18 protein-coding genes are annotated in these 20,597 nt (G+C 67.5%); 7 read left to right on the top strand and 11 right to left on the bottom strand.

The window, feature by feature from the left end; all coding sequences use genetic code 11:
• Positions 1-18 precede the first annotated feature (18 nt).
• Both DES44_RS15230 and DES44_RS15225 read right to left on the bottom strand, forming a co-directional pair.
• Complete coding sequence (locus DES44_RS15230) at positions 19-1,629, bottom strand: DUF1800 domain-containing protein (RefSeq protein ID WP_058933871.1); 1,611 nt, start codon at positions 1,627-1,629, stop codon at positions 19-21.
• A 103-nt stretch (positions 1,630-1,732) separates the two neighbouring features.
• Positions 1,733-5,299, bottom strand: coding sequence for an indolepyruvate ferredoxin oxidoreductase family protein (locus tag DES44_RS15225; protein ID WP_058933872.1), 3,567 nt, complete (start codon positions 5,297-5,299; stop codon positions 1,733-1,735).
• Between the two features lie 130 nt (positions 5,300-5,429).
• On the opposite strand from DES44_RS15225, the gene DES44_RS15220 reads away from it, so the two are divergent.
• Positions 5,430-5,912, top strand: coding sequence for an Lrp/AsnC family transcriptional regulator (locus DES44_RS15220; RefSeq protein WP_058933873.1), 483 nt, complete (start codon positions 5,430-5,432; stop codon positions 5,910-5,912).
• A gap of 88 nt (positions 5,913-6,000) precedes the next feature.
• Positions 6,001-6,696 (top strand): CBS domain-containing protein, encoded by a 696-nt coding sequence (locus DES44_RS15215; RefSeq protein ID WP_058933874.1) that lies wholly within the window; start codon positions 6,001-6,003, stop codon positions 6,694-6,696.
• A gap of 52 nt (positions 6,697-6,748) precedes the next feature.
• Here DES44_RS15215 and DES44_RS15210 read toward each other — a convergent pair whose 3' ends face one another.
• The gene (locus DES44_RS15210) at positions 6,749-7,183 is read right to left on the bottom strand and encodes a hypothetical protein (protein ID WP_058933875.1); all 435 of its coding nucleotides are present in this window, start codon (positions 7,181-7,183) and stop codon (positions 6,749-6,751) included.
• A 234-nt stretch (positions 7,184-7,417) separates the two neighbouring features.
• Between DES44_RS15210 and DES44_RS15205 the strand changes: the two genes are divergently transcribed.
• The gene (locus DES44_RS15205) at positions 7,418-7,966 is read left to right on the top strand and encodes a protein phosphatase CheZ (protein ID WP_058933876.1); all 549 of its coding nucleotides are present in this window, start codon (positions 7,418-7,420) and stop codon (positions 7,964-7,966) included.
• A gap of 8 nt (positions 7,967-7,974) precedes the next feature.
• On the opposite strand, the gene DES44_RS15200 is transcribed toward DES44_RS15205, so the two are convergent.
• Positions 7,975-8,793 (bottom strand): M90 family metallopeptidase, encoded by an 819-nt coding sequence (locus DES44_RS15200; protein ID WP_058933877.1) that lies wholly within the window; start codon positions 8,791-8,793, stop codon positions 7,975-7,977.
• A gap of 322 nt (positions 8,794-9,115) precedes the next feature.
• Between DES44_RS15200 and DES44_RS15195 the strand changes: the two genes are divergently transcribed.
• Together DES44_RS15195 and DES44_RS15190 are read left to right on the top strand one after the other, a co-directional pair.
• Entirely contained in the window at positions 9,116-9,496 is a 381-nt protein-coding gene (locus tag DES44_RS15195) for a hypothetical protein (protein ID WP_058933878.1), read from the top strand.
• 154 nt (positions 9,497-9,650) lie between these two features.
• Complete coding sequence (locus tag DES44_RS15190) at positions 9,651-12,038, top strand: YggN family protein (protein ID WP_058933879.1); 2,388 nt, start codon at positions 9,651-9,653, stop codon at positions 12,036-12,038.
• Positions 12,039-12,090: 52 nt separating this feature from the next.
• On the opposite strand, the gene ylqF is transcribed toward DES44_RS15190, so the two are convergent.
• The 5 genes from ylqF to DES44_RS15165 form a co-directional block, all read right to left on the bottom strand.
• On the bottom strand, positions 12,091-13,158 hold the full coding sequence (ylqF, locus tag DES44_RS15185; RefSeq protein WP_083525334.1) for a ribosome biogenesis GTPase YlqF: 1,068 nt from the start codon (positions 13,156-13,158) through the stop codon (positions 12,091-12,093).
• Between the two features lie 39 nt (positions 13,159-13,197).
• Positions 13,198-13,713 (bottom strand): copper-binding protein, encoded by a 516-nt coding sequence (locus DES44_RS15180; protein WP_232309924.1) that lies wholly within the window; start codon positions 13,711-13,713, stop codon positions 13,198-13,200.
• 97 nt (positions 13,714-13,810) lie between these two features.
• Positions 13,811-15,229 carry a multicopper oxidase family protein gene (locus DES44_RS15175; RefSeq protein WP_058933880.1) on the bottom strand — a complete coding sequence of 473 codons (1,419 nt, stop codon included), beginning with the start codon at positions 15,227-15,229 and terminating at the stop codon, positions 13,811-13,813.
• Positions 15,230-15,281: 52 nt separating this feature from the next.
• Complete coding sequence (locus DES44_RS15170) at positions 15,282-16,736, bottom strand: TolC family protein (protein WP_083525335.1); 1,455 nt, start codon at positions 16,734-16,736, stop codon at positions 15,282-15,284.
• A gap of 84 nt (positions 16,737-16,820) precedes the next feature.
• The gene (locus tag DES44_RS15165; RefSeq protein ID WP_058933882.1) at positions 16,821-17,471 is read right to left on the bottom strand and encodes a hypothetical protein; all 651 of its coding nucleotides are present in this window, start codon (positions 17,469-17,471) and stop codon (positions 16,821-16,823) included.
• A gap of 134 nt (positions 17,472-17,605) precedes the next feature.
• On the opposite strand from DES44_RS15165, the gene DES44_RS15160 reads away from it, so the two are divergent.
• Both DES44_RS15160 and DES44_RS15155 read left to right on the top strand, forming a co-directional pair.
• Entirely contained in the window at positions 17,606-17,911 is a 306-nt protein-coding gene (locus DES44_RS15160; RefSeq protein WP_232309925.1) for a hypothetical protein, read from the top strand.
• Positions 17,912-17,917: 6 nt separating this feature from the next.
• On the top strand, positions 17,918-18,532 hold the full coding sequence (locus DES44_RS15155; RefSeq protein ID WP_147307102.1) for a hypothetical protein: 615 nt from the start codon (positions 17,918-17,920) through the stop codon (positions 18,530-18,532).
• Between the two features lie 106 nt (positions 18,533-18,638).
• Here the strand turns inward: DES44_RS15155 and DES44_RS15150 are convergent, their stop codons facing one another.
• Positions 18,639-18,980 (bottom strand): energy transducer TonB, encoded by a 342-nt coding sequence (locus DES44_RS15150; RefSeq protein ID WP_058933885.1) that lies wholly within the window; start codon positions 18,978-18,980, stop codon positions 18,639-18,641.
• A gap of 68 nt (positions 18,981-19,048) precedes the next feature.
• Positions 19,049-20,593, bottom strand: a complete 1,545-nt coding sequence (locus tag DES44_RS15145; protein WP_058933886.1) for a methyl-accepting chemotaxis protein — start codon at positions 20,591-20,593, stop codon at positions 19,049-19,051.
• Positions 20,594-20,597: the final 4 nt, after the last annotated feature.

Below are 20,597 nucleotides of genomic sequence, written 5' to 3'. Positions count from 1 at the left end.
ATGAACAGCTCCTGCGGATCATCGGTACATGAAGTCGGGGCTGGACAGGAACAGGCTCAGCCACTGCTGCGGCGAGCCAGCCTGGGCCAGCGCCTCCCGGGTGTTGGGGGCCAGCAGGTTTTGTGTCCGGCTCCGCAGCGCGGACAGGTCGGGCATGGGCACCGGTGTGTTGCTGCCGTCCGGCCGGAACAGCGGCGCAGCGCCGCCGCCGATCTGGCGTGCCAGCTCGAAGCGTGTGGTCATCTGGCCTGGGCTGTTCCAGGCGTCATCGGTCAGCGGGTAACCGTCCGGCGTCTGCTTGTCGTAGAGCCCCTGGCCCAGCCGCTTGAGCCAGTTCTGCAGCGGCTGGCTGTTGACCACCTGCCGCGACTCGAAGCCGGCGCGCAGGCTGGAGAGCAGGTAGTGCTGCGGGTCCTTGAACTTCGGCGGCGTGCCGGCAGCGGTGAAGGCGGGGGACAGCAGCAGCGGCCGCAAGGTGGCGGGAATGTCGCCGCGGGTGCGCTGGAAGGCGCGGGCCATGTCTTCCACCAGCCCCGGCGGCGGCTGGTCGCTGAGGAAGAACACCGCCAGCTTGCGGCTGATGTGCTGCGCCGTGGAGGGATGGGCCACCAGCAGGTCCAGCACCTCGTCCAGTTCCTCGGCGCCGCGGCCCTTGATGGTGCGGCCCAGCACGACCTTGTCACCGAAGTCGTGGCGGCCCGGATGGAACTCGTAGAAGCCGTCCCGCTTGTACAGCGGCGCGAGCTTCGGATTCATCCGCGGGGCGTCTTCCTCCAGCCGCACCCCGAAGCCGGTGAGCACCCGCGCCAGCTCCTGCACGTCCCGCTGCGAATAGCCGCCGTTCACGCCCAGGGTGTGCAGCTCCATCAGCTCACGGGCGTAGTTTTCGTTGATGGCGCGGGCGGCGTTCTGGTCGTTGTCCAGGTAGCGCAGCATGGCCGGGTGGCGTGCGACCGCGCCCAGCATGCGGCGGAAGGACCCCAGCGTCTGTGGACGCAGCGCCCGGTCCTCATAGTCGGGCAGCAGCAGCGCGACTTCGCGCTTGCCCTGATGCACGTTGAAGTGGTTGAACCAGAACCAGGCCATCTGTTCCAGCAGTTGCTGCTCGGTGTAGAGCTGGCGGATCAACTGACGTTCACCCGCTTCGCGCACCGTCTGCTGCCGGAGGGCCTGATAGGACTGGCGCAGTGACACCCGCTCGGCTTCATCGGCGGATTTCTCGCTGCTGCGTCGCAGCGCTTCGGCGTCGCGGACCCGCTGCAGCGGATCGGTGCGGCTGATCTGCAGCGCATCGATGCCGGCCTGATAGGGGGCGGGCAAGGGCGCTGCAGGGTCGGCCTTGAGCTGCTGCTCCACATACCGCGGCCAGCCCGTCTGCTCGATGCGGGCGAGCTGGGCCTGGGTGGCGCCCCAGCCGATGCGATCGGCAGCGCGCTGGCGCTGCTGCGCGTCCAGCGGTTGCGAGGCGGGGCCGGTGGCGCAGCCGGAGACCAGCAGGCTGCCTCCCAGACCGACGCCCAATCCAAGACCGGCACCAAGCCCGGTGCCCGTCGGCAGTGCCGCCGCACCCGTCAGCCCGGTGAGCCACCGCAGGGAGCGGCGGCGGGAGAGTGTCAGGTTTGACATCATGGCGACAGCATGCCGCGCCCACCCGCCGCCTGTCCACGGCCTTTGCGTTAATTCACCTCGCAACAGGTCGTTGCCGCGTGACTTCGTGCGGCAGCCTGCGGACTCAGAGCTCCGCCACCCCCTTCACGCGAGCCGTCGGCGCGGCCATGACCACGACCGGCGCTTCCACCACGCGGCCATGGAAACGGTCCAGCAGATCCTTCCATTGCGCCCGCACCGTGGCCACGTTGGCCAGCTTCACATGGCCGTAGCCGCGGATGCCTTCGGGCAGTCGCGCCAGGCGCACCGCGACGTCCAGCCGGTCCGCGCTCAGGTGGGCGAGCAGGTCGTCCACCAGCGCTTCGTAGTCCCGCACCAGCTGGCGCTCCATGCGGCGCTCGCCGGTCTTGCCAAACACATCCAGGGCCGTTCCCCGCAGACCCTTGAAGCGGGCCAGCACCTTCATCGCCTGGAAGGTCCAACCGCCCAGGGTCACCTTCTTCACACGGCCATCCGGACCCGGGCGGGCCAGCAGCGGCGGGGCCAGGTGGAAGCTCAGCTGGTCCCAGTCCTCGAACTGGTTGCGCAGGGCCTGCTCGAAGCGGCCGTCGGTGTAGAGGCGAGCAACTTCGTATTCGTCCTTGATGGCCAGCAGCTTGGCGTAATAGCGGGCGACGGCGCGGGTCAGGCGCAGGCCCTTGCCCGCGTCGCCGAGGGCGGTTTCTGCCGCACGCACACGCTGCACCAGCGCGTCGTAGCGCTGCGCGTAAGCCGCGTCCTGATAGTCGGTCAGGAAGGCCTTGCGGCGAGCGATCAAACCGCCTTCGCCGTCGAGCTGGTCGAAGTTGAACCACTGCACCGGGGTAGCGGTGCTGCCGGCCAGCCGCTCCAGCGCCTGCGGCGCACCGATGGCCAGGCGGCCCAGTGCAAAGGCAGTCTTGTTGTTCTCCACCGCCACGCCGTTGAGCTCGATGGCGCGCATCAGTGCTTCCAGGCTCAGCGGCACCAGGCCGCGCTGCCAGCAGGCGCCCAGCATGATGATGTTGCTGGGCATGGTGTCGCCCATCAGGCGCTGGGCAATGTCCTGCGCATCGATGCTGCTGATGAGCTCGGTCTGCCCGCCCACCGCATGCTGCATCTTGGCCAGCAGCGCGTCCGGCTGCAGCGAGGCATCGGGCTGGCGGACAAACGCGGCCGTCGGCAATTCATGCGTGTTGGCCAGGATGACGGTGCGGCCCGGCTTGACCGTGGCCAGCGCATCGGCACTGGCGCCAACCACCATGTCGCAGGCCAGCAGCACGTCGGCCTGCTGGGTGTCGATGCGGACCTGATTGAGCAGGTCCTGGGTGGGGGCCACGCGCACGAAGGACAGCACGGCGCCGCCCTTCTGCGCAAAGCCCATGAAGTCCAGCACCGACCCCTGCTTGCCTTCCAGATGCGCCGCCATCGTCACCAGCGCGCCAACGGTCACCACGCCGGTGCCTCCCACGCCGGTGACCAGCATGTCGAATGGGCCGGTCCAGGGCCAGGGGGCGGGCGCGGGCAGCGCGGCGATTTCGCGGGCGAGATCCTCCGCGCCAAAGCCAGCGCCGGCCCGCTTCTTCAGCTTGGCGCCGTGCACCGAGACGAAGCTCGGGCAAAAGCCATTGACGCAGCTGAAGTCCTTGTTGCAGCTGGTCTGCTCGATGGCGCGCTTGCGGCCCCAGTCGGTCTCCACCGGCACCACCGACAGGCAGTTGCTGGCCTGGCCGCAATCGCCGCACCCTTCGCAGACGGCTTCGTTGATGAAGATGCGGCGCGGCGGGTCGGGGAACTCACCCTTCTTGCGGCGGCGGCGCTTCTCGGCTGCGCAGGTCTGGTCGTAGATCAGGACGGTGACGCCCTCGATCTCACGCAACTCGCGCTGCACCTGGTCGAGCTGCGAGCGGTCATGGAAGGTGGTGCCGGCCGGGAACAGGCCTTCATGGCCCTGGTACTTGCCGATGTCGTCGGACACCACCACCAGGCGCTTGACGCCCTCGGCCTCCACCTGCCGTGCAATCTGCGGCACGCTGGTCTGGCCGTCCACCGGCTGGCCGCCGGTCATGGCGACCGCATCGTTGTAGAGGATCTTGTAGGTGATGTTGGCCCGCGCCGCGATGGCCTGGCGGATGGCCAGATAACCGGAGTGGTAGTAGGTGCCGTCGCCCAGGTTCTGGAAGACGTGGCGTTCGGTGGTGAAGCGGGAGTGGGCGGCCCAGTCCACGCCTTCGGCGCCCATCTGGATCAGGCCCGAGGTGCCGCGTTCCATCCAGCTGGCCATGAAGTGGCAGCCGATGCCGGCCAGGGCGCGTGAGCCCTCCGGCAACTTGGTGGAGGTGTTGTGCGGGCAGCCCGAGCAGAAGTAGGGCTGGCGACGCACCCCATCGGCGCTGTTGGACAGCAGGCAGGGGGTGAGGAAGTCCACCACCAGGTGACGCCGGTCCAGCGCCGGATTCAGCCGGGCCAGCCAGTCAGCCACCGTGGGCATGATGCGGGACGGGCGCAGCTCTCCCAGCGCGCTCAGCACCGGGCGGCCCTCTTCATCGGTTTTGCCCACCACGCGCGGGCGCTGGCTGTCCGGCAGATGGAACAGCAGTTCCTTGATCTGCCGCTCGACCACCGGGGCCTTTTCCTCGATGACCAGCATGTCGGTCAGGCCCTGGGCGAACGCGCGCAGCCGGGTCGGCTCCAGCGGGAAGACCAGACCCACCTTGTAGACGCGCACGCCGGCCGCGGCCAGGGCATTGGGGTCCAGGTCCAGGCGGCGCAGCACTTCCATGAAGTCGTAATGCGCCTTGCCGACGGTGACGATGCCCAGCGTGGCACGCGGGCTCACCACCACATGCTTGTCGATCGAATTGACGCGGGCAAAGGCCAGTACGGCGTCGAGCTTGTGGGCCAGGCGGGATTCCAGCTCCAGCGACGGCAGGTCCACCGGACGGATGTGCAGGGAGGTCGGCGGCGTATGCGGGACCGGTTGCTGGAAGTCCAGCGGCACGGCATCGAGGTCCACCGTCATGCCGGACTCGACCACCTCGGAGATCGCCTTGAAGCCGACCCAGGCGCCGGAGAAACGCGACAGCGCCCAGCCATAGAGGCCGAACTCCAGGTATTCCGCCACATTGGCCGGATGCACCAGCGGCATCGACCAGGCCTGCAGCGCCAGGTCGCTCTGATGCGGCGTGCTGGACGACACGCAGCCGTGGTCGTCCCCGCACACCACCAGCACGCCGCCTTGCGTCGAGGTGCCGTAGACGTTGCCGTGCTTGAGGGCGTCGCCAGAGCGGTCCACGCCCGGGCCTTTGCCGTACCACATGGCAAACACGCCATCGACGGTGCGCTTGGGGTCCAGGGCCACGCGCTGCACGCCCAGGCAGGCGGTGGCGGCCAGGTCTTCGTTGATCGCGGGCAGGAAGTTGACCCGGGCCTCATCGAGGAATTTCTTGGCCTTCCAGAGTTGCTGGTCGACCATGCCCAGCGGGCTGCCGCGGTAGCCGGAGACAAATCCGGCGGTCTTCAGACCCTGCCGCTCGTCCATGCGCTTTTGCATGATCAAGAGCCGCACCAGGGCCTGGGTGCCGGTCAGGAACACCTGTCCGCTGGTGGCGGCGAGGTTGTCCGAGAGTTTGTAGGGCCGCAGCGCCGGGGCGACGTCTTTTGAAGTGGTCATGGCCTGTCTCCGAGCCGTGGGGCCCTCTGATGGGGAGAAGGGCATTCTTGATGACGGGTTGGCGTCAAACTTGCCTGGATCACTCAGGGAGCCTACGATCTTGAGCACAAAAAACTCAAGAGTGGCGTGAATGGCAAAGGAATCTTCTGATTCGACCTTCGATCGGGCCACCCGCCTCATTCTGGAGGCCCTGCAGCAGGATGCCAGCCTGAGCACCCAGCAGCTGGCGGACCGGGTGGGCCTGTCCGCCACGCCGGTCTGGCGCCGGGTGCGTGAGCTGGAAGAGCGGGGCGTGATCCGCCGGCAGGTGGTGCTGGTGGACCGGGAACAGCTGGGGCTGTCCATCTGCGTGCTGGCCAATGTGAGCCTGGTGCGACACAGCGAAGGGGCGGTGGAGGCCTTCGAGGCGATGGTGGCGGCCAGCCCGGAAATCGTGGAGTGCCAGGCCATCACCGGCGAAGCCGACTACGTGATCAAGGTGGTGGCGCCCGACATGAAGGCCTACGACCAGTTCCTCCAGACCAAGATCTTCAAGGTGGCCGGCGTGCACAGCGTGCGCAGCAATGTGGTGTTGCGCGAGGTGAAGTACGAAACCGCGCTGCCGGTGCCGTGATGCCGCATGGGCCGGGGCCGTCACTCCGCATTGGCCAGGGCCGTAACTCCGCATTGGCCGAGGCCACAGGCTGTGTCATGCTCGCCGCATGTTCACCGTCTACGGCACTTCCGGAAAGATCTACACCGGCCCCCTGGAGCAGGTGCGGGATCTTGCGCCGGTGCAGGCGGTGGCCCGCACGCGGGCCGTCGCGCCGGTAGCGCAGCAGGAGTCGGATGAGCCGTCCTCCGTGGCGGTGCGGCTGGGCCAGGGGCAGGGCGGTGGTGCCGGGGCCTTCACCGGTCCGCCACGGCCGCAGCAGACCTACGCCGCGCACGAAGCGCTGGCTGCCTACGGCGCGCCGGCCAGTGCCCGCCAGCCGCTGTCCCTGGTGCGGCAGTTGATGAGCCGCCGGCTGGTGAGTGTGGGGTCCGGAGTGACGCTGCGGCGCGCCTGGGGCGTGCTGGCCCGCGCGGGCGTGGGGCAGGCGCCGGTGCTGGGGCCGCAAGGGGCGGTGATGGGCCTGATCACCCGGGCCGACCTGCTGCGGGGGCTGTCGGACGACCTGAGCCAGATCGGCGAAGTGGCCTTGCGGCTGGACCAGCCGGTGGATGAGGTGATGTGGACGCCGGTTCCGGCCGCCCAGGAAGACACTCCGGTGCGGGAAGCGGCGCAACTGATGATGGACCTGGGACTGCCCGGCCTGCCGGTGGTGGACGAGACCGGCCATGCGCTGGCGTTTGTCTCCCGCAGCGATCTGCTGCGAGCATTGACGCACGAGCCGCCGCTGGACCTGTGGTCCTGATCGGCGCCTTGATCGGCGCCTTGATCGGTGCCCTGATCGGCGCCCCGAGGCCTCAATAACGCCGGTTGTACTTCTGCGCGGCTTCCAGCTCCAGCGCCTGCTGGGTGCGCCAGTCGGTGCAAATGAAGACGCCATCCTCGAAGACGATGTCGGGCAGCGAGCCATCGCCATGCGCCATGCGTCCGTCCTTGCAGATCATGCTGCTCTGGGCGCTGGACTGTTCCGACAGGGCCTTGCCCACCGCCATGCTGTCGCGGGTGAAGAGCGCCAGGCTCGCCAGACCGATCAGCAGGCCCATCAGCAGCACCACCCCGCCCACGATGTCCATCACATCGCGCATCGCCGACGGCGGCTTGACCGTGGTCGGCGAGAAACGCTGGCCCGAAGCAAAGCTCACCGCTTCCACCGTTCCGGCGGCGGGCGTGGAGCGGGTGGGCGAGCGGGAATAACCGGGAGAAGAGCGGGTGGAAGCGCGGTTGTAAGCCATGTTCATCTATCGGTCGGGAGGTCGGAACGCGCCGGTGGGGCGGGATCGACATCCGCATCGCGGTAGGTGTCGAACGAACTGTCCAAGCCTACTAGGCGACCGGCCTTGGCAATCACTTAAATGCGGGGTCGATCCCCAAAAATGCACGGAGCGCCCCCTCGCTTGCCGTTGGTTACACCGCTTGCAGAATTAAGATTTTGCCGCTCCAGAACCGCATTTCTTTGGTGCGTCACCATGTCCCAAGCCGAATCTTCCCCTTCAGTCGCGGGCGCTCACCAGGCCCTGCACAAGCTGTCGCAGGAACTGCCGGATGCCTGCGAGCGTCTGGACTACGTCAAGCGCATGACCGACCAGGCCGCCAGCAAGGTGCTGACGCTGGTGGATTCCGCGCAGGACGATGCGGACGCGGTGCGACGACAGGGCAGCGAGCTGTCGGAGTCGCTGCAGCGGCTCGCAGTGGCGCCGGACCTGAGCGTGGAGCGGGCGCGCGCCATGATGCGGCTGTGCGCGGCCTACGCCGCCAGCGCGGCCGGGTTTGCCGAACGGGTCAAGGGCCTGCAGACCGAAATCATGATGGCGCAGGACTTCCAGGACTTGTCCGGCCAGGTGATCAACAAGGTGCTGGGCATGCTGCGGCCGGCGGAAGCGCCGCTGCAGGAGCTGCTGGCGCAGTTTGAGGCGGCCGAGCCGACCGTGGAAGAGCAACTGGCCGGCGTGCAGACCCCGGACAAGGCCTTGCAGCAGGACGACGTCGACGCGCTGCTGGCCGAAATGGGCTTCTAAGGCAGCGCTCAGGTCCAGAGAAGAGGATCGAGCTGGTAGAAGCGGCTCAGCTCGGCGTAGACCGCCGGGTGAGCCTGGGCCAGGGCGCCGGGTTGGCAGAAAAAGCGCTCGCTCGCCACGGCGAAGAATTCGGCAGGTTCGGTGGAGGCATAGTCGCCCAGCGGGTCCGGTTCTCCCGCTTCCAGACGCGCCCGCAGCACGGCAAAGCTCTGCTGCATCACCTGCGCCCAGCGGGCCTGGCGTCCCGGGTCGCCCAGCCACGGCGCGCCGTTGGCAAATCCCTTGTCCTGATCGAGCTGGTGGGCGAACTCATGCACCACCACGTTGTGTCCCGCCTCCGGGGACGCTGCTTCCCGCTGGACATGGTCCCAGGACAGCACCACCTGCCCCTCGCCCCAGCTCTCGCCACTGAGCACCTGCCGCTGCTGCATCTGCAGCGGCCCCTGCTGCCGCACCCGGTCCACGATGAACGCACCCGGATACACCAGCACGCTGTGCAGCTTCGGGTAGTACCCCCGCGAGCGACCCAGCAGCGGCAAACACGCCAGCGCCGCAATCGTCACGCGTACTTCGTCGGTGATGGCCTGGCCGGCGCAGCCAATGAACTGCTTTTCGGCCAGGAACACCTGCATCTGCCGTTTCAGCCGCAATTGCATGTCGGTCGGCAGCCGGGCCACCTGCGGCACATTGCGGCGCAGGATGGCGCGCCAGGGCGCCGGGAACGCACGGGCCCGGATCCGCGAACGGCGCCAGATCACCCGCCAGGGCTGGCTGGCCCACCAGCCGCACAGCAGCAGCGCTCCCAGCACCAGCAGCATCAGCCCCATGACATGCGCCTCATGATTCGGCCCTCGACCAGCGCGGCGGCGTCCCTTCGACATGAAGGGAACTGGCCAGGGCGCCTGCTCCAGACATGCAAGGCACGGGCGGTGATTTCAAGAGTCGCATCCGCCGCGCCAAGGTAACGGCCCACGTTACACCCTGCCGCCGGTCGCTGCGACATCTGACCGGGCGCCGGGCGAAAACCGCCCGACTTGGGCGCGTGTTGCCCAGGGGGCAAGACCCGGCCCCGGACAATCGCGTTTTCGGCATTCGGCCGGGATTCTTGAGAGGGAGACGGCTGGCGCATGGGCGCCGCCGGGGATTGGATTGACGCTGACGGAGATCATCGCCACGCCCTTGCGGACGTCACCGTTTGATGTGAGCCCGCTGCGGCAGTACCAGGCGCAGCAACAGCAAGCCATGCTGGACGGCCCCACCCCCTCGGTGGTGCTTCGACTGAGCCCCTACACCGGCAGCACGCCGCAGCAGGACTACACCGCCCGCCAATGGGCCGAGGTGACCAGCGGCGACCATCCCATTGCCGCGCCGGCCGAGCCGGTGTCCGCCGTCCACACGCCCGCCTACAGCCGCGCCACCTACACGCCGGTGAGCGGCCATGACATCAGCGTCACCGTCACGCTCGGGCCGGTCCTGTGGAACCAGGTGGAGCGAGGTGGCATGGGACAACTGCTGAACGTGACCGCCTGAAGCGTCGCCGATGTGCCGCTGGAGGGACGCGGGCCCAAAGGTCGAACACCTGGGCCTGCCTGACGCCACTGAGGGGCTCGTGACCGGCGCGCCGACCTGAACGGGTCGAGGGGTCGGTCCTCTGTGCCCATCCTCCCTCAGAGGCGACTTCACCATGTACTCGTCCCCTTTCGTTCCGCGGTCGGATCCTGCCTCCGCGGTCACAGCGGCCACGGCCGACTTCAGCGCCTCGCAGTCCCACGACGCGCGCTGCGAAGACATCGACTCGCTGGGCGCCCACGCCATCACCCGTGAAGAGCGCGGCGCAGAGTTGCCTCAACGCTTGGCGCAGGTGGCGCGCCTGTCCCAGCAACTCCAAGGGACGTTCCAGGAGGGCGCAGACTTCGTCCTGGTGGCCGACGAACTGGAGCTGCTCCAGCGCGCCCTGGCGCAGGCCGATCTCACAATGTTGCCGCCAGACCGTCGGGAGAGCCTGCACCCGTGGCTGCAAATCCTGAACGACGCCATTCGCGGCGCCAGGCTCGGTGGGGGCCAGAACCTGCGGGTGCAGCATGCCGACCTGGAGACCCTGGCGGGACTGCTGCAGGAGACGATCGTGACCAGCAGCAAGCTGGAGTGCGGGGACTGGGTGCCGCTTGAAGCCGAGGATCGCAGGGTCCTGCGTGAGCTGGCGAACTGGATGCAGAGCGGCAGCGTGGCCCAACTGCCCAAGCGTTGTGAGGTGGGGCGGCAGGTTCTGTTGCAATCCCGCGGCCTGATCAGCGACATTCATTTCGGCAGCGACACGGAAACACCAGACCTGCCCGACGTGAATACGCTGCATGCGCTGATGGATGCCAGCACCCTGGCCCATGTGAGCCTGGGCGGCGGCATCGACAGGACGCAGCGTCTGGAGTATTCGCTGGCCGCGCTCCCACTTCGCACCTGGCGCCTGGGGGACGCCAAGACGCTGGCCTGGGTGATCGATCAGCACCCCGCCAACCTGCGCACGCTGGACCTTCGGCCATGGAAGGGAGCGTTCGCCGCGGATGTCGACGCAAGCGATCTGCTGCGACGCGCCAGTGACGAGCTCCCCAACCTGGCCGAAATTCTGCTGCCGGAGCGGGCCAGCGCCGACGCCCTCTCCGACGCCTGGACTGCCGGCAAGGGGGACGGGTGGCAGTACATCCGTCGCGACCGGCCCGACGGGCTGGCGCTGCTGGACGCTGCGGTGGACGCCTGGGAGGGCATGGTGGTGGGCACTCGCATGGCCATCCGGCACAAGGCCAGCCAACCGGACGCTGCCGAGCTATTGAAGCTGGCCCGGACCATGGCCCCTTACCGGCAGAAGTGGGTGGCAGACGCACTGATCCCGATCCTGAACGGCGCTGCGCGAAGCGACGAGGTGATGCACCGCTGCGCAAATGCTTACCGCGCCGCCCGGGTCCAGTCGAGGTCGCCGGAGACGCATCTGAAGTTGACCCAGACTGCACTGCACGCAGCCGCTGAAGCTGCGCGCCAGCAGCCGGCCCGTCCGTCACAGCCGCCCAGGGCTTCGACGGTGAACACGGCATCCGCATCCGCATCCGCTCGTCGGCCGCCCCTGGTGCAATCCAACCTGGATACGACCACTGGCCCCCGCTTCCTCACCATGCCCTTGGCGCCGCCGCCGCGTGTTCTCACGTCCCCATCGAGCAGCCGCTCCAGTCCGCTCAGCCCTTCCAGCCCACTCGGTCCGCTCAGCCCCACGGAGAAAGCCCCTGGGCTGCAGGCCTCGAAGTCCAGCGGTCGGTCGGGGTCCGTGATGAGCCTGACGAGTATGTTCGAGCAACACAGTTTGCGTGGGGGGGCTCACCGCTCGGCGGCTCCTGTCGATGACAGCAGCGATGCCACCGAGACGCGCAGCGCGGGTTTTGAGTCAGACACCGAAGGCAGCGTCAGTGACTGGGAAACCGCGTCGACCACGAGTACCAGATCCGCCAGGAGTTTCGCCTGGAGTGGCGGGGCCAAAGCGGCCATGGGGCTGTCGCCGCACCATCGAGTGGACACGGCGCCCCATCTGCTCTCGCGCAAGGCCACGCCCGGCCCGAAGCCGATGTCTGTTCCCGTGACCGCTTCCGCGTCCCTTCCCGCGGCTCTTCCTGCGGATCTTCCCGCGGCCCTTCCCATCTCCGAAGCAATGGAAGTGGCGCCGCCGTCTCCCGGCACATTCATCGCGGAGGAGCCCGCCAAGGTGGTGATCCTCCAGCGGGGGCAAGTGTCCTCCGCCCAGCGGCGCGATGAACCCACGACACCGGGCCAGATGCCTGCAAACGGCGCGACGACCTTGCCCATGAGGCCGTTCCTGTCCACATTCTCCGCCCCGAAGAGGCAGGCACCCGCGATCCCCGAACGCCCTCCAGTAGGGGGCCCGAGGCCGGCGGCCGTGCCGGCCCGGTCAGTGCCGTTGCAGCAAGCGGCTACCGAGCCGGCGGGCTTGCAGGAGGCTGAAGCGTCCCATGACTTCGGAACGTTGAGAAGAATCATCGCGCGCAAGCTGCACGCAACGAGCGAGGCGCCCTGACCTTGGGTCAGTGGGATGTTTTCGGGCGTTTTTGATCCGTGGCAGACTCGTTTTAACGAGGCTGCCCGTCCCCGTTTTCTTCATCCGTCTGCGGATCCAGCTCGCCGCTTTCGGCTTCGTCTGAGTCTTCCTCTTCCTCTTCCTCTTCCTCTTCCTCTTCGTCCCACTGCGCTGCGCGCTCCCGCTCCGCATCCCGCGTGCCGCGCTTCTCCAGCGCCTTCTGCGCTTCCTTTTCCGCACGCTTGGCTTCCAGCGCGGCCTCCGCCTGCGCCGTCCACGCCGCGAATTCTTCCGGCGTCTCCAGCGTGATGCGACCGAGCTGTCCCTGGCGCAAGTCATACAGCAGCACTTCGGCCGCCTTCTGCATGTTGATCCGGCCGCCCCCCAGCACCGCACCACGGCGCTTGCCGATGGCCTCGAGCAATTCGGTCTCGCTCAGTTCATCCCGCACCGTCAGTTGATAACGGGCCAGCAGCGCTTGCGGATAGTGGCGACGCAGGTAGGCCAGCAGGTCCAGCGCCACGATTTCTTCCTCGAAGGCATTGCGCCCTACCGCGCCAGTGGCCGCCAGGTTGATGCCGGCCTGCGGCACTTCGATCTTCGGCCAGAGCATGCCGGGCGTGTCGAACAGATAAACGTCCTTCTCCAGGACGATCTTCTGCTCGGTCTTGGTGATGCCGGGCTCGTCCCCGGTCTTGGCCATGCGCTTGCCCACCAGCGTGTTGATGAGCGTGGACTTGCCGACGTTGGGAATGCCGCACACCAGCACCCGAAGCGGCTTGTTCATGCCACCCCGGTTCGGCGCCGACGCTCTGCACTCCTGCGCCAGCGCCCGCGCCAGGCCGGGCATGCCCTGATGGATGGCAATGGCACGGGTGTCCGGCTGGGCGCGGTAGTGCGCCAGCCAGGCTTCGGTGCGGGCGGGGTCGGCCAGGTCCTGCTTGTTCAGCAGCTTGAGGGCCGCGCGGCCCGCGGTGAGCTGCGCCAGCAGTGGATTGGCGCTGCTGGCCGGCACGCGGGCGTCCAGCAGCTCAATCACCACGTCGATCCCGCTTTTCATGCGCTCACGGATTGCGCCCCGGGTCTTGTGCATGTGCCCGGGAAACCATTGGATAGCCATGGAGCGATTGTCCGCGATCGCGGCGCTCCATCGCCAGGCTCAATGGTGGTGATGTTCTCCGGCGGCCGACGCGGCGCCCTCGGAAGCCTTCGTCTCGGCGGGCTTGGCGTCCGACGCCTGGCCGTCCATCGGCTGCACCATCGGACGGCGCAGCGCCGTGATGGTCAGTTGGCCCTGCGGCGCCTCCGCCTGGAATTCCACCCGGTCACCGGGCTTCATCGCCTTGAGCTGGTCTGCGCTGAGCAGGCCCGGCTTGAGGCGGAACACCATCGTCATCGCGCCCATGTCCAGATGGGGAATGTCGCCGTGACGAATCGTGAGCCGGCTCTGCGGGACATCCACGCGGCGCACCTCGCCGGCCACCCAGGTCTGCGGCACTGCGGTGGTGGCGTCGGATCCCGCGGCGCGGGTCGTCTGTGCCAGGGCTGCGTGCATCGGGGCCAGCAGACCGAGGCTGGTCCACAGCAGGAGGGTGGCGGCGCCGCGGGAGGTGGTGTGTCGAGCGGCGTTGGCGACGTTAGCGGCGTTGGCGGGAGAGTAGGTGAGCTTGTTCATGGTGGCGTTCTTCAAGACAAAGATTGGGCGAAAGATGAAGAGGACAGTGGAGAGAAGGTTCAGGACATGGGAGGCACGAAAGCCTTGAGCACCGAGGTCAATGCTCATGACCGCCGTGTCCGCCCGGCTTGCGCACTTGAAGCGGTGCGTTGCCGGATGGCGGGCTGCCGGGTGAGCCAACCGGTGCGTGGGCTGGGCCCGCTGTGGCGGCCTGCGGCACTTGGGCCGCTTCCGCGATCGACACCCGGCGCGCCACCGTCCCGGCCGGCGCCCGGAACCAGCCCGGATCGCTGTAGTCCCCGGGCTTCTGGTCCGGCCGCACCTTCAGCACGCTGAACATGCCACCCATTTCCAGCGGCCCGTGCGGCCCGGTGCCGGTCATCATCGGCGCGGTGTTCTCCGGCAGCGGCATGGCCATGGACCCCATGTCGGCCATGCCCTTGTCGCCCATCGTCATGTAGTCGGGAATGATGCGGTTGATGCGGGCGGCCAGTCCGCGGTGGTCCACCCCGATCAGCGTGTCGACGTTGTGTCCCATCGCATTCATCGTGTGGTGGCTCTTGTGGCAATGAATGGCCCAGTCCCCCGGTTCATCGGCGATGAACTCGATCTGGCGCATCTGGCCCACGGCCACGTCCGTGGTCACCTCGGGCCAGCGTGCCGACGGCGGCACCGGTCCGCCATCGGTGCCGGTCACCTGGAATTCGTGTCCATGGATGTGGATCGGATGATTGGTCATCGTCAGGTTGCCCACGCGGATGCGCACGCGGTCGCCTTGCCGGACGTTGAGCGAGTCGATCCCGGGGAAGGCCCGGCTGTTCCAGGTCCAGAGGTTGAAGTCGGTCATCGTCATGATGCGCGGCGTGTAGCTGCCGGGCTCGATGTCGTAGCTCGCCAGGAGGAAGCAGAAGTCCCGCTGCACCTGCGCGATGTGAGGATGACGTCCTTTCGGATGGGTGATCCACAGACCCATCATGCCCATGGCCATCTGCGTCATTTCGTCGGCATGCGGGTGGTACATGAAGGTGCCGGGTCGGCGGGCTTCGAATTCGTACACAAAGGTCTCGCCCGGCTTGATGGCCGGTTGCGTCAGGCCGGACACGCCGTCCATGCCATTGGGCAGCCGCTGGCCGTGCCAGTGGACGCTGGTGTGTTCCGGCAGTCGGTTGGTGACGTAGATGCGGACGCGGTCGCCTTCCACCACTTCGATGGTGGGGCCCGGGGACTGGCCGTTGTAGCCCCACAGGCGGGCGGTGCAGTCGGGGGCGATTTCGCGCTCGACCGGCTCGGCCACCAGATGGAATTCCTTGACGCCGCCGCGCATGCGCCAAGGCAGGGTCCAGCCGTTGAGGGTGACCACCGGTTGGTAAGGGCGTCCGTCCGGCGGCAGCAGCGGGGCGGCCGTGTCCGCGGTCGTGCGGATCACCGGCTCGGGCAGTGCGGCCAGGGCGGCTCGTGCCACGCCGGTGGCGCTCACGGCGGCCATGCCGGCAAACAGATGTCGTCTTGAGATCATGAAGGTTCCTTGCGGCGGGGAGCGCAGCGTCGCAGCGGTCCTCGCCAGAGCATCAGTGGCCGGCGGCGCCGCTGCGCGGGCCGGGCGTTGCAGAGGGGGCTGCGGCGGTCGAAGACCGGGACGGACCGCCGCTGTCCAGCGGCCCCAGCAGGGACTGGGACAGGTCGGCCTCGGCCAGCCAGTAGTCGCGCTCGGCCATCAGGCTGGCCGCCATCAGGCGCGCCTGCTCGCGGGCATCGGCCAGCAGGTCGTTCACGCCCAGCAGCATGCCGTTGTAGCGCAGCAGCGTCTCGTCGGAGATCTGGCGGGCCAGTGGCAGCACCTCCTGCTGGTAGCGGCGGGCGGTGCGCCAGGCCTGGTCGGCACGCAGCTGGGCATCCCGGACCTCGGCATGGGCCTCCAGGGCCACCTGCGCGGTCTGCTCGAGTGACTGCTCATAGGCCTGACGCGCCCGGGCGGTGCGGGCCTGGCCCCAGTCGAACAGCGGCAGCTCCAGACTCAGGCTGGGGCCGTGCTGGGTGGGCTCGGTGTTGCTGCGGTTGTTCTCGTAGCCGAGCTGCAGCACGTTGACGAGACGGGTCTGGCGGGTCAGTCCGAGCGACGCGGCCAACTGGCCGGTCTGGCGACGGGCGGCCTGGATGTCCAGGCGCTGGTCCAGGGCCTGCTGTTCCAGCGCTGCCGGGCTGCGGCGTTCATCCGGCAGCGGCGGCAACTGGTCCGGCAAGCGCAGGGCCGCGCCGGTGGAGGCGTCCAGACCCAGCGCACGCAGCAGCGCGGAGCGGTCGCGGGCGGCCTGCAGCCGGGTCTGGTCCACCCAGAGCCGCGCATCGGCCTGCACCGCCTGTTCGCGCGCCAGCCGGTAGGCGCTGATGTTGCCGGCCTTGTGCATGCGCAGGGCCAGCTCGGCACCGGCCTCGGCGGCGTCCAGCACGATCTGGGCATGGCGCAGCTGGGCCTGGGACGCGACTGCCTGGATCCACGACCGGCGGGCGTCACCCGCGACCGCCAGCACCTGTTGCGCGGCGTCCAGTTGCAGACGCTCCAGGCTTTGCTGGGCAGCCGCCTGGCGGGCGCCGCGGGCCAGCAGGGCGGTCAGGTTGAACGAGAGACCGCGCTCGATCTCGGTTTCTTCGCCGCGCACCAGCCGACCCAGGCTGAGCACGGGATTGGGCCAGAGCAGGGCCTGGACGCGGTCGGCGTCGGCCATGCCCAGGCCGTAGAGCGTGGCCTGCAGGCCGCGGTGATTGAGCAGGGCCAGTTGCACGGAGGCCTGCGCGTCCAGCGGCTGCGCCAGCAGCGCCTGGGTGCGCGCCTGGGCGGCCTGGCGGGCCTGCTGGGTCTGCTGCCAGGGCAGGTCGGCCTGCATGTGTTCGCGGGTGAGGGCCTGGACAGGCGCGACCGCCTGGTCGGGCTGCAGGCTTGCGCAGCCGGCCAGCGCCAGCAGCACGGCGGCGCAGCAGGTCCCCTGGACCGCTGGGGAAAGGGAACGGGATCGGGATGGAGACATGACGTCCTCGTCAGCAAGGGCGCGCCATGGTGAGCGCGCCAACACAGTCACGGTCGCCCGGTGTGGGGCGGCTCGTGTCCAGCTTCAGGCGAGGGACGGCTTGGGCGGTCGGTCTGGCGTCTGCGGCTGGTGGTCCAGCAGCGCAGCAGGAGCGGCCGCAGCAGGCATGTCGGCCAACGGAGAGGACGCGACGGTCAACGGCGTGGCCAGGAGGGCGACGCCGATGCAGCACTGCGCGCAGAAGCTGCAGCCGTGGTGGGTGTCGCCGGTGGGGGTGGGGGAGGCGCCGGCTGCGTTGCAGTCGGTGGGGTGATCGACCGTTACGGCGCAGTGGGTCGCGGCGCCGTCATCGAGGCGGTGGGCGTGGGCACCATGGTCGCCTGGCTGGCCATGAGCGTTCGCGGGAGCACTCACATGAGCGTGAGCGTGAGCGTCATGCTCGTGCGCAGCCGGGTGGTCGCCGTGGGGGGAGGCCGTCGTGGACGCCGGGTGGCAGGGGTGAATGTCTGCGCCAGACGCCGGCGTCGGTGCAGGTGTCAGCGACATCGAATGCATGCCATGCACACCCGCCGGCGCGCCAGGGACGACGGCACCGCCCGTCCCGCCGAGCGCCATGCCCATCTGCATGGTCACCGCCAGGGCGCCCTGCAGCGGCAGGCACAGCGCCATCAAGGCGAGCACCAGCCACCGACTCCAGGGGAGCCGGCGCGAGGCGGAGAACAGGGGCGGTCGCATGACGGTTGAAGTGTAGATCACCGAGTCCGCTCAAGCCGCCAGCCTCATGAACGCATCCAGCGTCGGTGAAGACTCAAGCTTCCGCGATGTGAAGCGCCATTCGTACGAAAGGTTTCGTATACTTGGAGAAGGCCGTGAGCGGTTTGAGTCAATTGAAAGGTTACCGGGCGGTCAAGTTGGCGGTCATCGCTGCTCTTGAGTCAGGTCAATACCAGCATGAGGCGCGGGGATCCATTGAAGTCAAAAATCTGCTGGCAACTGGCGACATCAGTGCGAACGATGTCATCGAGATCATCAAGCGCAGCAGCGGGGTGAACTATGTCTGCTCACCGCTTCATCAAGACAGCAAGCTTGATTGCCATCTCATCCGTTCCTGTGGGTGGTACGTGAAGTTCTACTTTGTGGATCCGATGACCGTCTTCATCAGTGTTCACCAGTGAGTGTTTATGAAAATCTTCCAGGAAGGTGACAAGAGCAAGGCGTTTTGCAGCCATTGCGCCAACACAGTGGGAACGACTTTCGTTCGGCGAGACGTCCCGTTCAGCGATGGCAAGGGCCTTGCGAAGAACATCCTGGTGGGGACCTGCGACACCTGCGGATTGACCGTGTCCATCCCCGCACAGTCCACACCTGCGATCAGCAAAGCCCGCAAAGAGTCCACCGGGTCAATCGAGGTCAATCTTCCCGCTGTCTTTGTGGATGTCCTCGACTACGCAGCCTTTGCAATCGACAGCCGAGCATCGACAGAATTTCGCAAGACCGTATTGACGTTCTTCATGCACCGGGCGGCGCACGACACCAACGCAGTCGAGAGGCTCAGGGGCATGCGCCTGGTCGCCGATGAGCGTTATCCCACCCGCCGAGGCACCGCGCGGCGTCGGCTGTCGATGAAGGTGTCCGCCTCCTTGCTCAAGGAGGTGCAGAGCCTCGAACGCCAGACTGCAATGAACACCACCGATCTCGTGAAATCGATGGTGTGCGTGGTACAGGACGACGTCTTGACGATGCCCAGGCCAGAGCTGCTTGCACAGCTGAGGGTGATCTCCGCGATCTCCGCCTGAAGGGCCGTGCCGCTCTACAGACCGCAGCGACCGCCCATCGCGTAAGGCTCAGGCACGTGTCGCGGGGCCAAACAAAAAGCCGGTGCATGCACCGGCTTTTTTGTTGTCAGTCTTCGTTCTTGAAGACCAGCTTCACTTCATGCGTCTGCTTTTCGCCGCTGGGCTCGAAGCGCCAGTCCATCAGCGCGCGGGTCACGGCCTTGTCGAAGACCTTGCGGGGTTCCGCTTCCAGGATTTCCACGCCAGAGACCTTGCCATCCGGATCGATCGTCATCTTGGCGCGGACCGAGCCGGCGCTGATCGACTGACGCGCTGCTTCGGCCGGGAACTCCGGCGGCACCTTCTTGATGATCTTGGGCGTGGCGTGTGCGCCAGCGGCCAGCAGCAGCGCGGCTGCCAGGCCGACCAGGCCGCGGGACAGGGACTTCGGATTCAGGAATGTGCTCATCGGGGACCTCGTACGTCTTGGAGCTGATTCAAATGGGGCAGATAAGCCCCTTGTTCATTGGGGTTCGGTCAGGCGCGGAAGAAACCGACCGCGCTCACCAGACGGGCCGAGCTGTCGCGCAGCGAGTCCGTCGAGCGGGACAGGGCCTCCACCAGCGTGGTGTTCTGCTGCGTGGTGCGGTCCAGTTCGTTCATGGCGTTGTTCACCACGCCCACGCCTGCGGCCTGTTCCTGGGCCGAGTGCGAGATTTCCTCGATCAGCTGGCCCATGTTGTTCACCTCGTCCACCACCGAGCGGATGGTGGCGCCCGCGTTGTTGACCAGGGCCGTTCCGTTCTCGACCTTGACGGACGATTCCTGGATCAGCACCTTGATTTCCTTGGCGGCCTGAGCGCTGCGCGAGGCCAGGGCCCGCACTTCGGAGGCCACCACCGCGAAGCCCTTGCCATGTTCGCCGGCACGTGCGGCTTCCACCGCCGCATTCAGCGCCAGGATGTTGGTCTGGAAGGCGATGCCGTCGATCACGCCGATGATGTCGCCGATCTTGCGCGAGCTGGCGCTGATCTCTTCCATCGTCGAGACGACCTGGCTCACCACATTGCCGCCGGCCGACGCCGATTGGCGCGCCTTCGAAGCGATGGTCGAAGCCTTGCGGGTCAGTTCGCTGGCGCCATTGAGGTTGGAGGCGATCTGCTCCACCGACGACGCGGTGTTCTGCAGGCTGGCCGCCGAGCGGGCCGTGCGGTCCGACAGGTCGACGTTGTTGCCGGCGATCTCGTTGGAGTTCTGGGCCACTTCCGTGGCAGCGGCGCTCACGCTGGCCACCACGCCGGACAGCGCCTGCTGCATGTCACGCATGGCGTGCAGCATCTGGGCCAGCTCGTCGCTGCCGTTCACTTCGATGTTCTGCGACAGGTCGCCCGAGCTGATGGCCTGCGCGGCGTCCTTGGCCTTGCGGGCCGGCACGACGATGGAGCGGGCAATCGTCAGGCCGCCCACACCGCCGATCAGCACGGCCACCACCACGAGGGCGCCGGTGACGAGGATCGACTGGTTGGCCAGCTTGGCGCCGTTTTCCGCCAGCGTGCGCGCATTGGCGAACTGCAGGTCCACCAGACCCTTGATGTTCTCCTGATAAGCCTGCTGCGCCGGACGCACGTCGGTGATCAGGCTCTCACGGGCTTCGTCCGGGCTGCCGTCCTGCTGGATCTTCAGGAACTTGGAGACGGCGGCGGCGAACTTGGACTGGTTGTCGTGCACATGGCCGACCAGTTCCTTGTCCTTGGCATCGGACACCTTGCTTTCCAGGTCGGCCAGCTGCTTTTCGCTGTCGGACACGGCCTCGGCAATGGCGGCCTTTTGCTTCTTGATCTGGCGGGCTTCGTCCAGCAGCAGAAGGTCCCGCGCAGCGCGGGCGATGACGTTGACATTGCCCTCCAGCGCATTGGCGGCGGCAATCTTCACCAGGCTGGAATTGGCGGTCTGGTCCAGGTCGTGAGAGAGGCGGCTTGAGTTGTGGGCGCCGTAGGCACCAATCACGATCAGCAGCAGGATGAGCAGGGCGTAGCTCAGCGTCAGGCGTTGCCCGATCCGCAGGCGGGACAGAAACGACATCGAT

It is taken from the genome of Roseateles depolymerans (assembly GCF_003387155.1).
Classification (GTDB): Bacteria; Pseudomonadota; Gammaproteobacteria; order Burkholderiales; family Burkholderiaceae_C; genus Roseateles; species Roseateles depolymerans.
Note: the sequence above shows the minus strand (reverse complement) of the source record. Positions and strands in the feature narration are given on the sequence as shown.

Bases quoted from the DNA above. Each gene is read 5' to 3' on its own strand.
- DES44_RS15230 (WP_058933871.1), bottom strand. From the start codon at position 1,629: ATGATGTCAAACCTGACACTCTCCCGCCGCCGCTCCCTGCGGTGGCTC.
- DES44_RS15225 (WP_058933872.1), bottom strand. From the start codon at position 5,299: ATGACCACTTCAAAAGACGTCGCCCCGGCGCTGCGGCCCTACAAACTC.
- DES44_RS15220 (WP_058933873.1), top strand. From the start codon at position 5,430: ATGGCAAAGGAATCTTCTGATTCGACCTTCGATCGGGCCACCCGCCTC.
- DES44_RS15215 (WP_058933874.1), top strand. From the start codon at position 6,001: ATGTTCACCGTCTACGGCACTTCCGGAAAGATCTACACCGGCCCCCTG.
- DES44_RS15210 (WP_058933875.1), bottom strand. From the start codon at position 7,183: ATGGCTTACAACCGCGCTTCCACCCGCTCTTCTCCCGGTTATTCCCGC.
- DES44_RS15205 (WP_058933876.1), top strand. From the start codon at position 7,418: ATGTCCCAAGCCGAATCTTCCCCTTCAGTCGCGGGCGCTCACCAGGCC.
- DES44_RS15200 (WP_058933877.1), bottom strand. From the start codon at position 8,793: ATGGGGCTGATGCTGCTGGTGCTGGGAGCGCTGCTGCTGTGCGGCTGG.
- DES44_RS15190 (WP_058933879.1), top strand. From the start codon at position 9,651: ATGTACTCGTCCCCTTTCGTTCCGCGGTCGGATCCTGCCTCCGCGGTC.
- ylqF (WP_083525334.1), bottom strand. From the start codon at position 13,158: ATGGCTATCCAATGGTTTCCCGGGCACATGCACAAGACCCGGGGCGCA.
- DES44_RS15180 (WP_232309924.1), bottom strand. From the start codon at position 13,713: ATGAACAAGCTCACCTACTCTCCCGCCAACGCCGCTAACGTCGCCAAC.
- DES44_RS15175 (WP_058933880.1), bottom strand. From the start codon at position 15,229: ATGATCTCAAGACGACATCTGTTTGCCGGCATGGCCGCCGTGAGCGCC.
- DES44_RS15170 (WP_083525335.1), bottom strand. From the start codon at position 16,736: ATGTCTCCATCCCGATCCCGTTCCCTTTCCCCAGCGGTCCAGGGGACC.
- DES44_RS15165 (WP_058933882.1), bottom strand. From the start codon at position 17,471: ATGCGACCGCCCCTGTTCTCCGCCTCGCGCCGGCTCCCCTGGAGTCGG.
- DES44_RS15155 (WP_147307102.1), top strand. From the start codon at position 17,918: ATGAAAATCTTCCAGGAAGGTGACAAGAGCAAGGCGTTTTGCAGCCAT.
- DES44_RS15150 (WP_058933885.1), bottom strand. From the start codon at position 18,980: ATGAGCACATTCCTGAATCCGAAGTCCCTGTCCCGCGGCCTGGTCGGC.
- DES44_RS15145 (WP_058933886.1), bottom strand. From the start codon at position 20,593: ATGTCGTTTCTGTCCCGCCTGCGGATCGGGCAACGCCTGACGCTGAGC.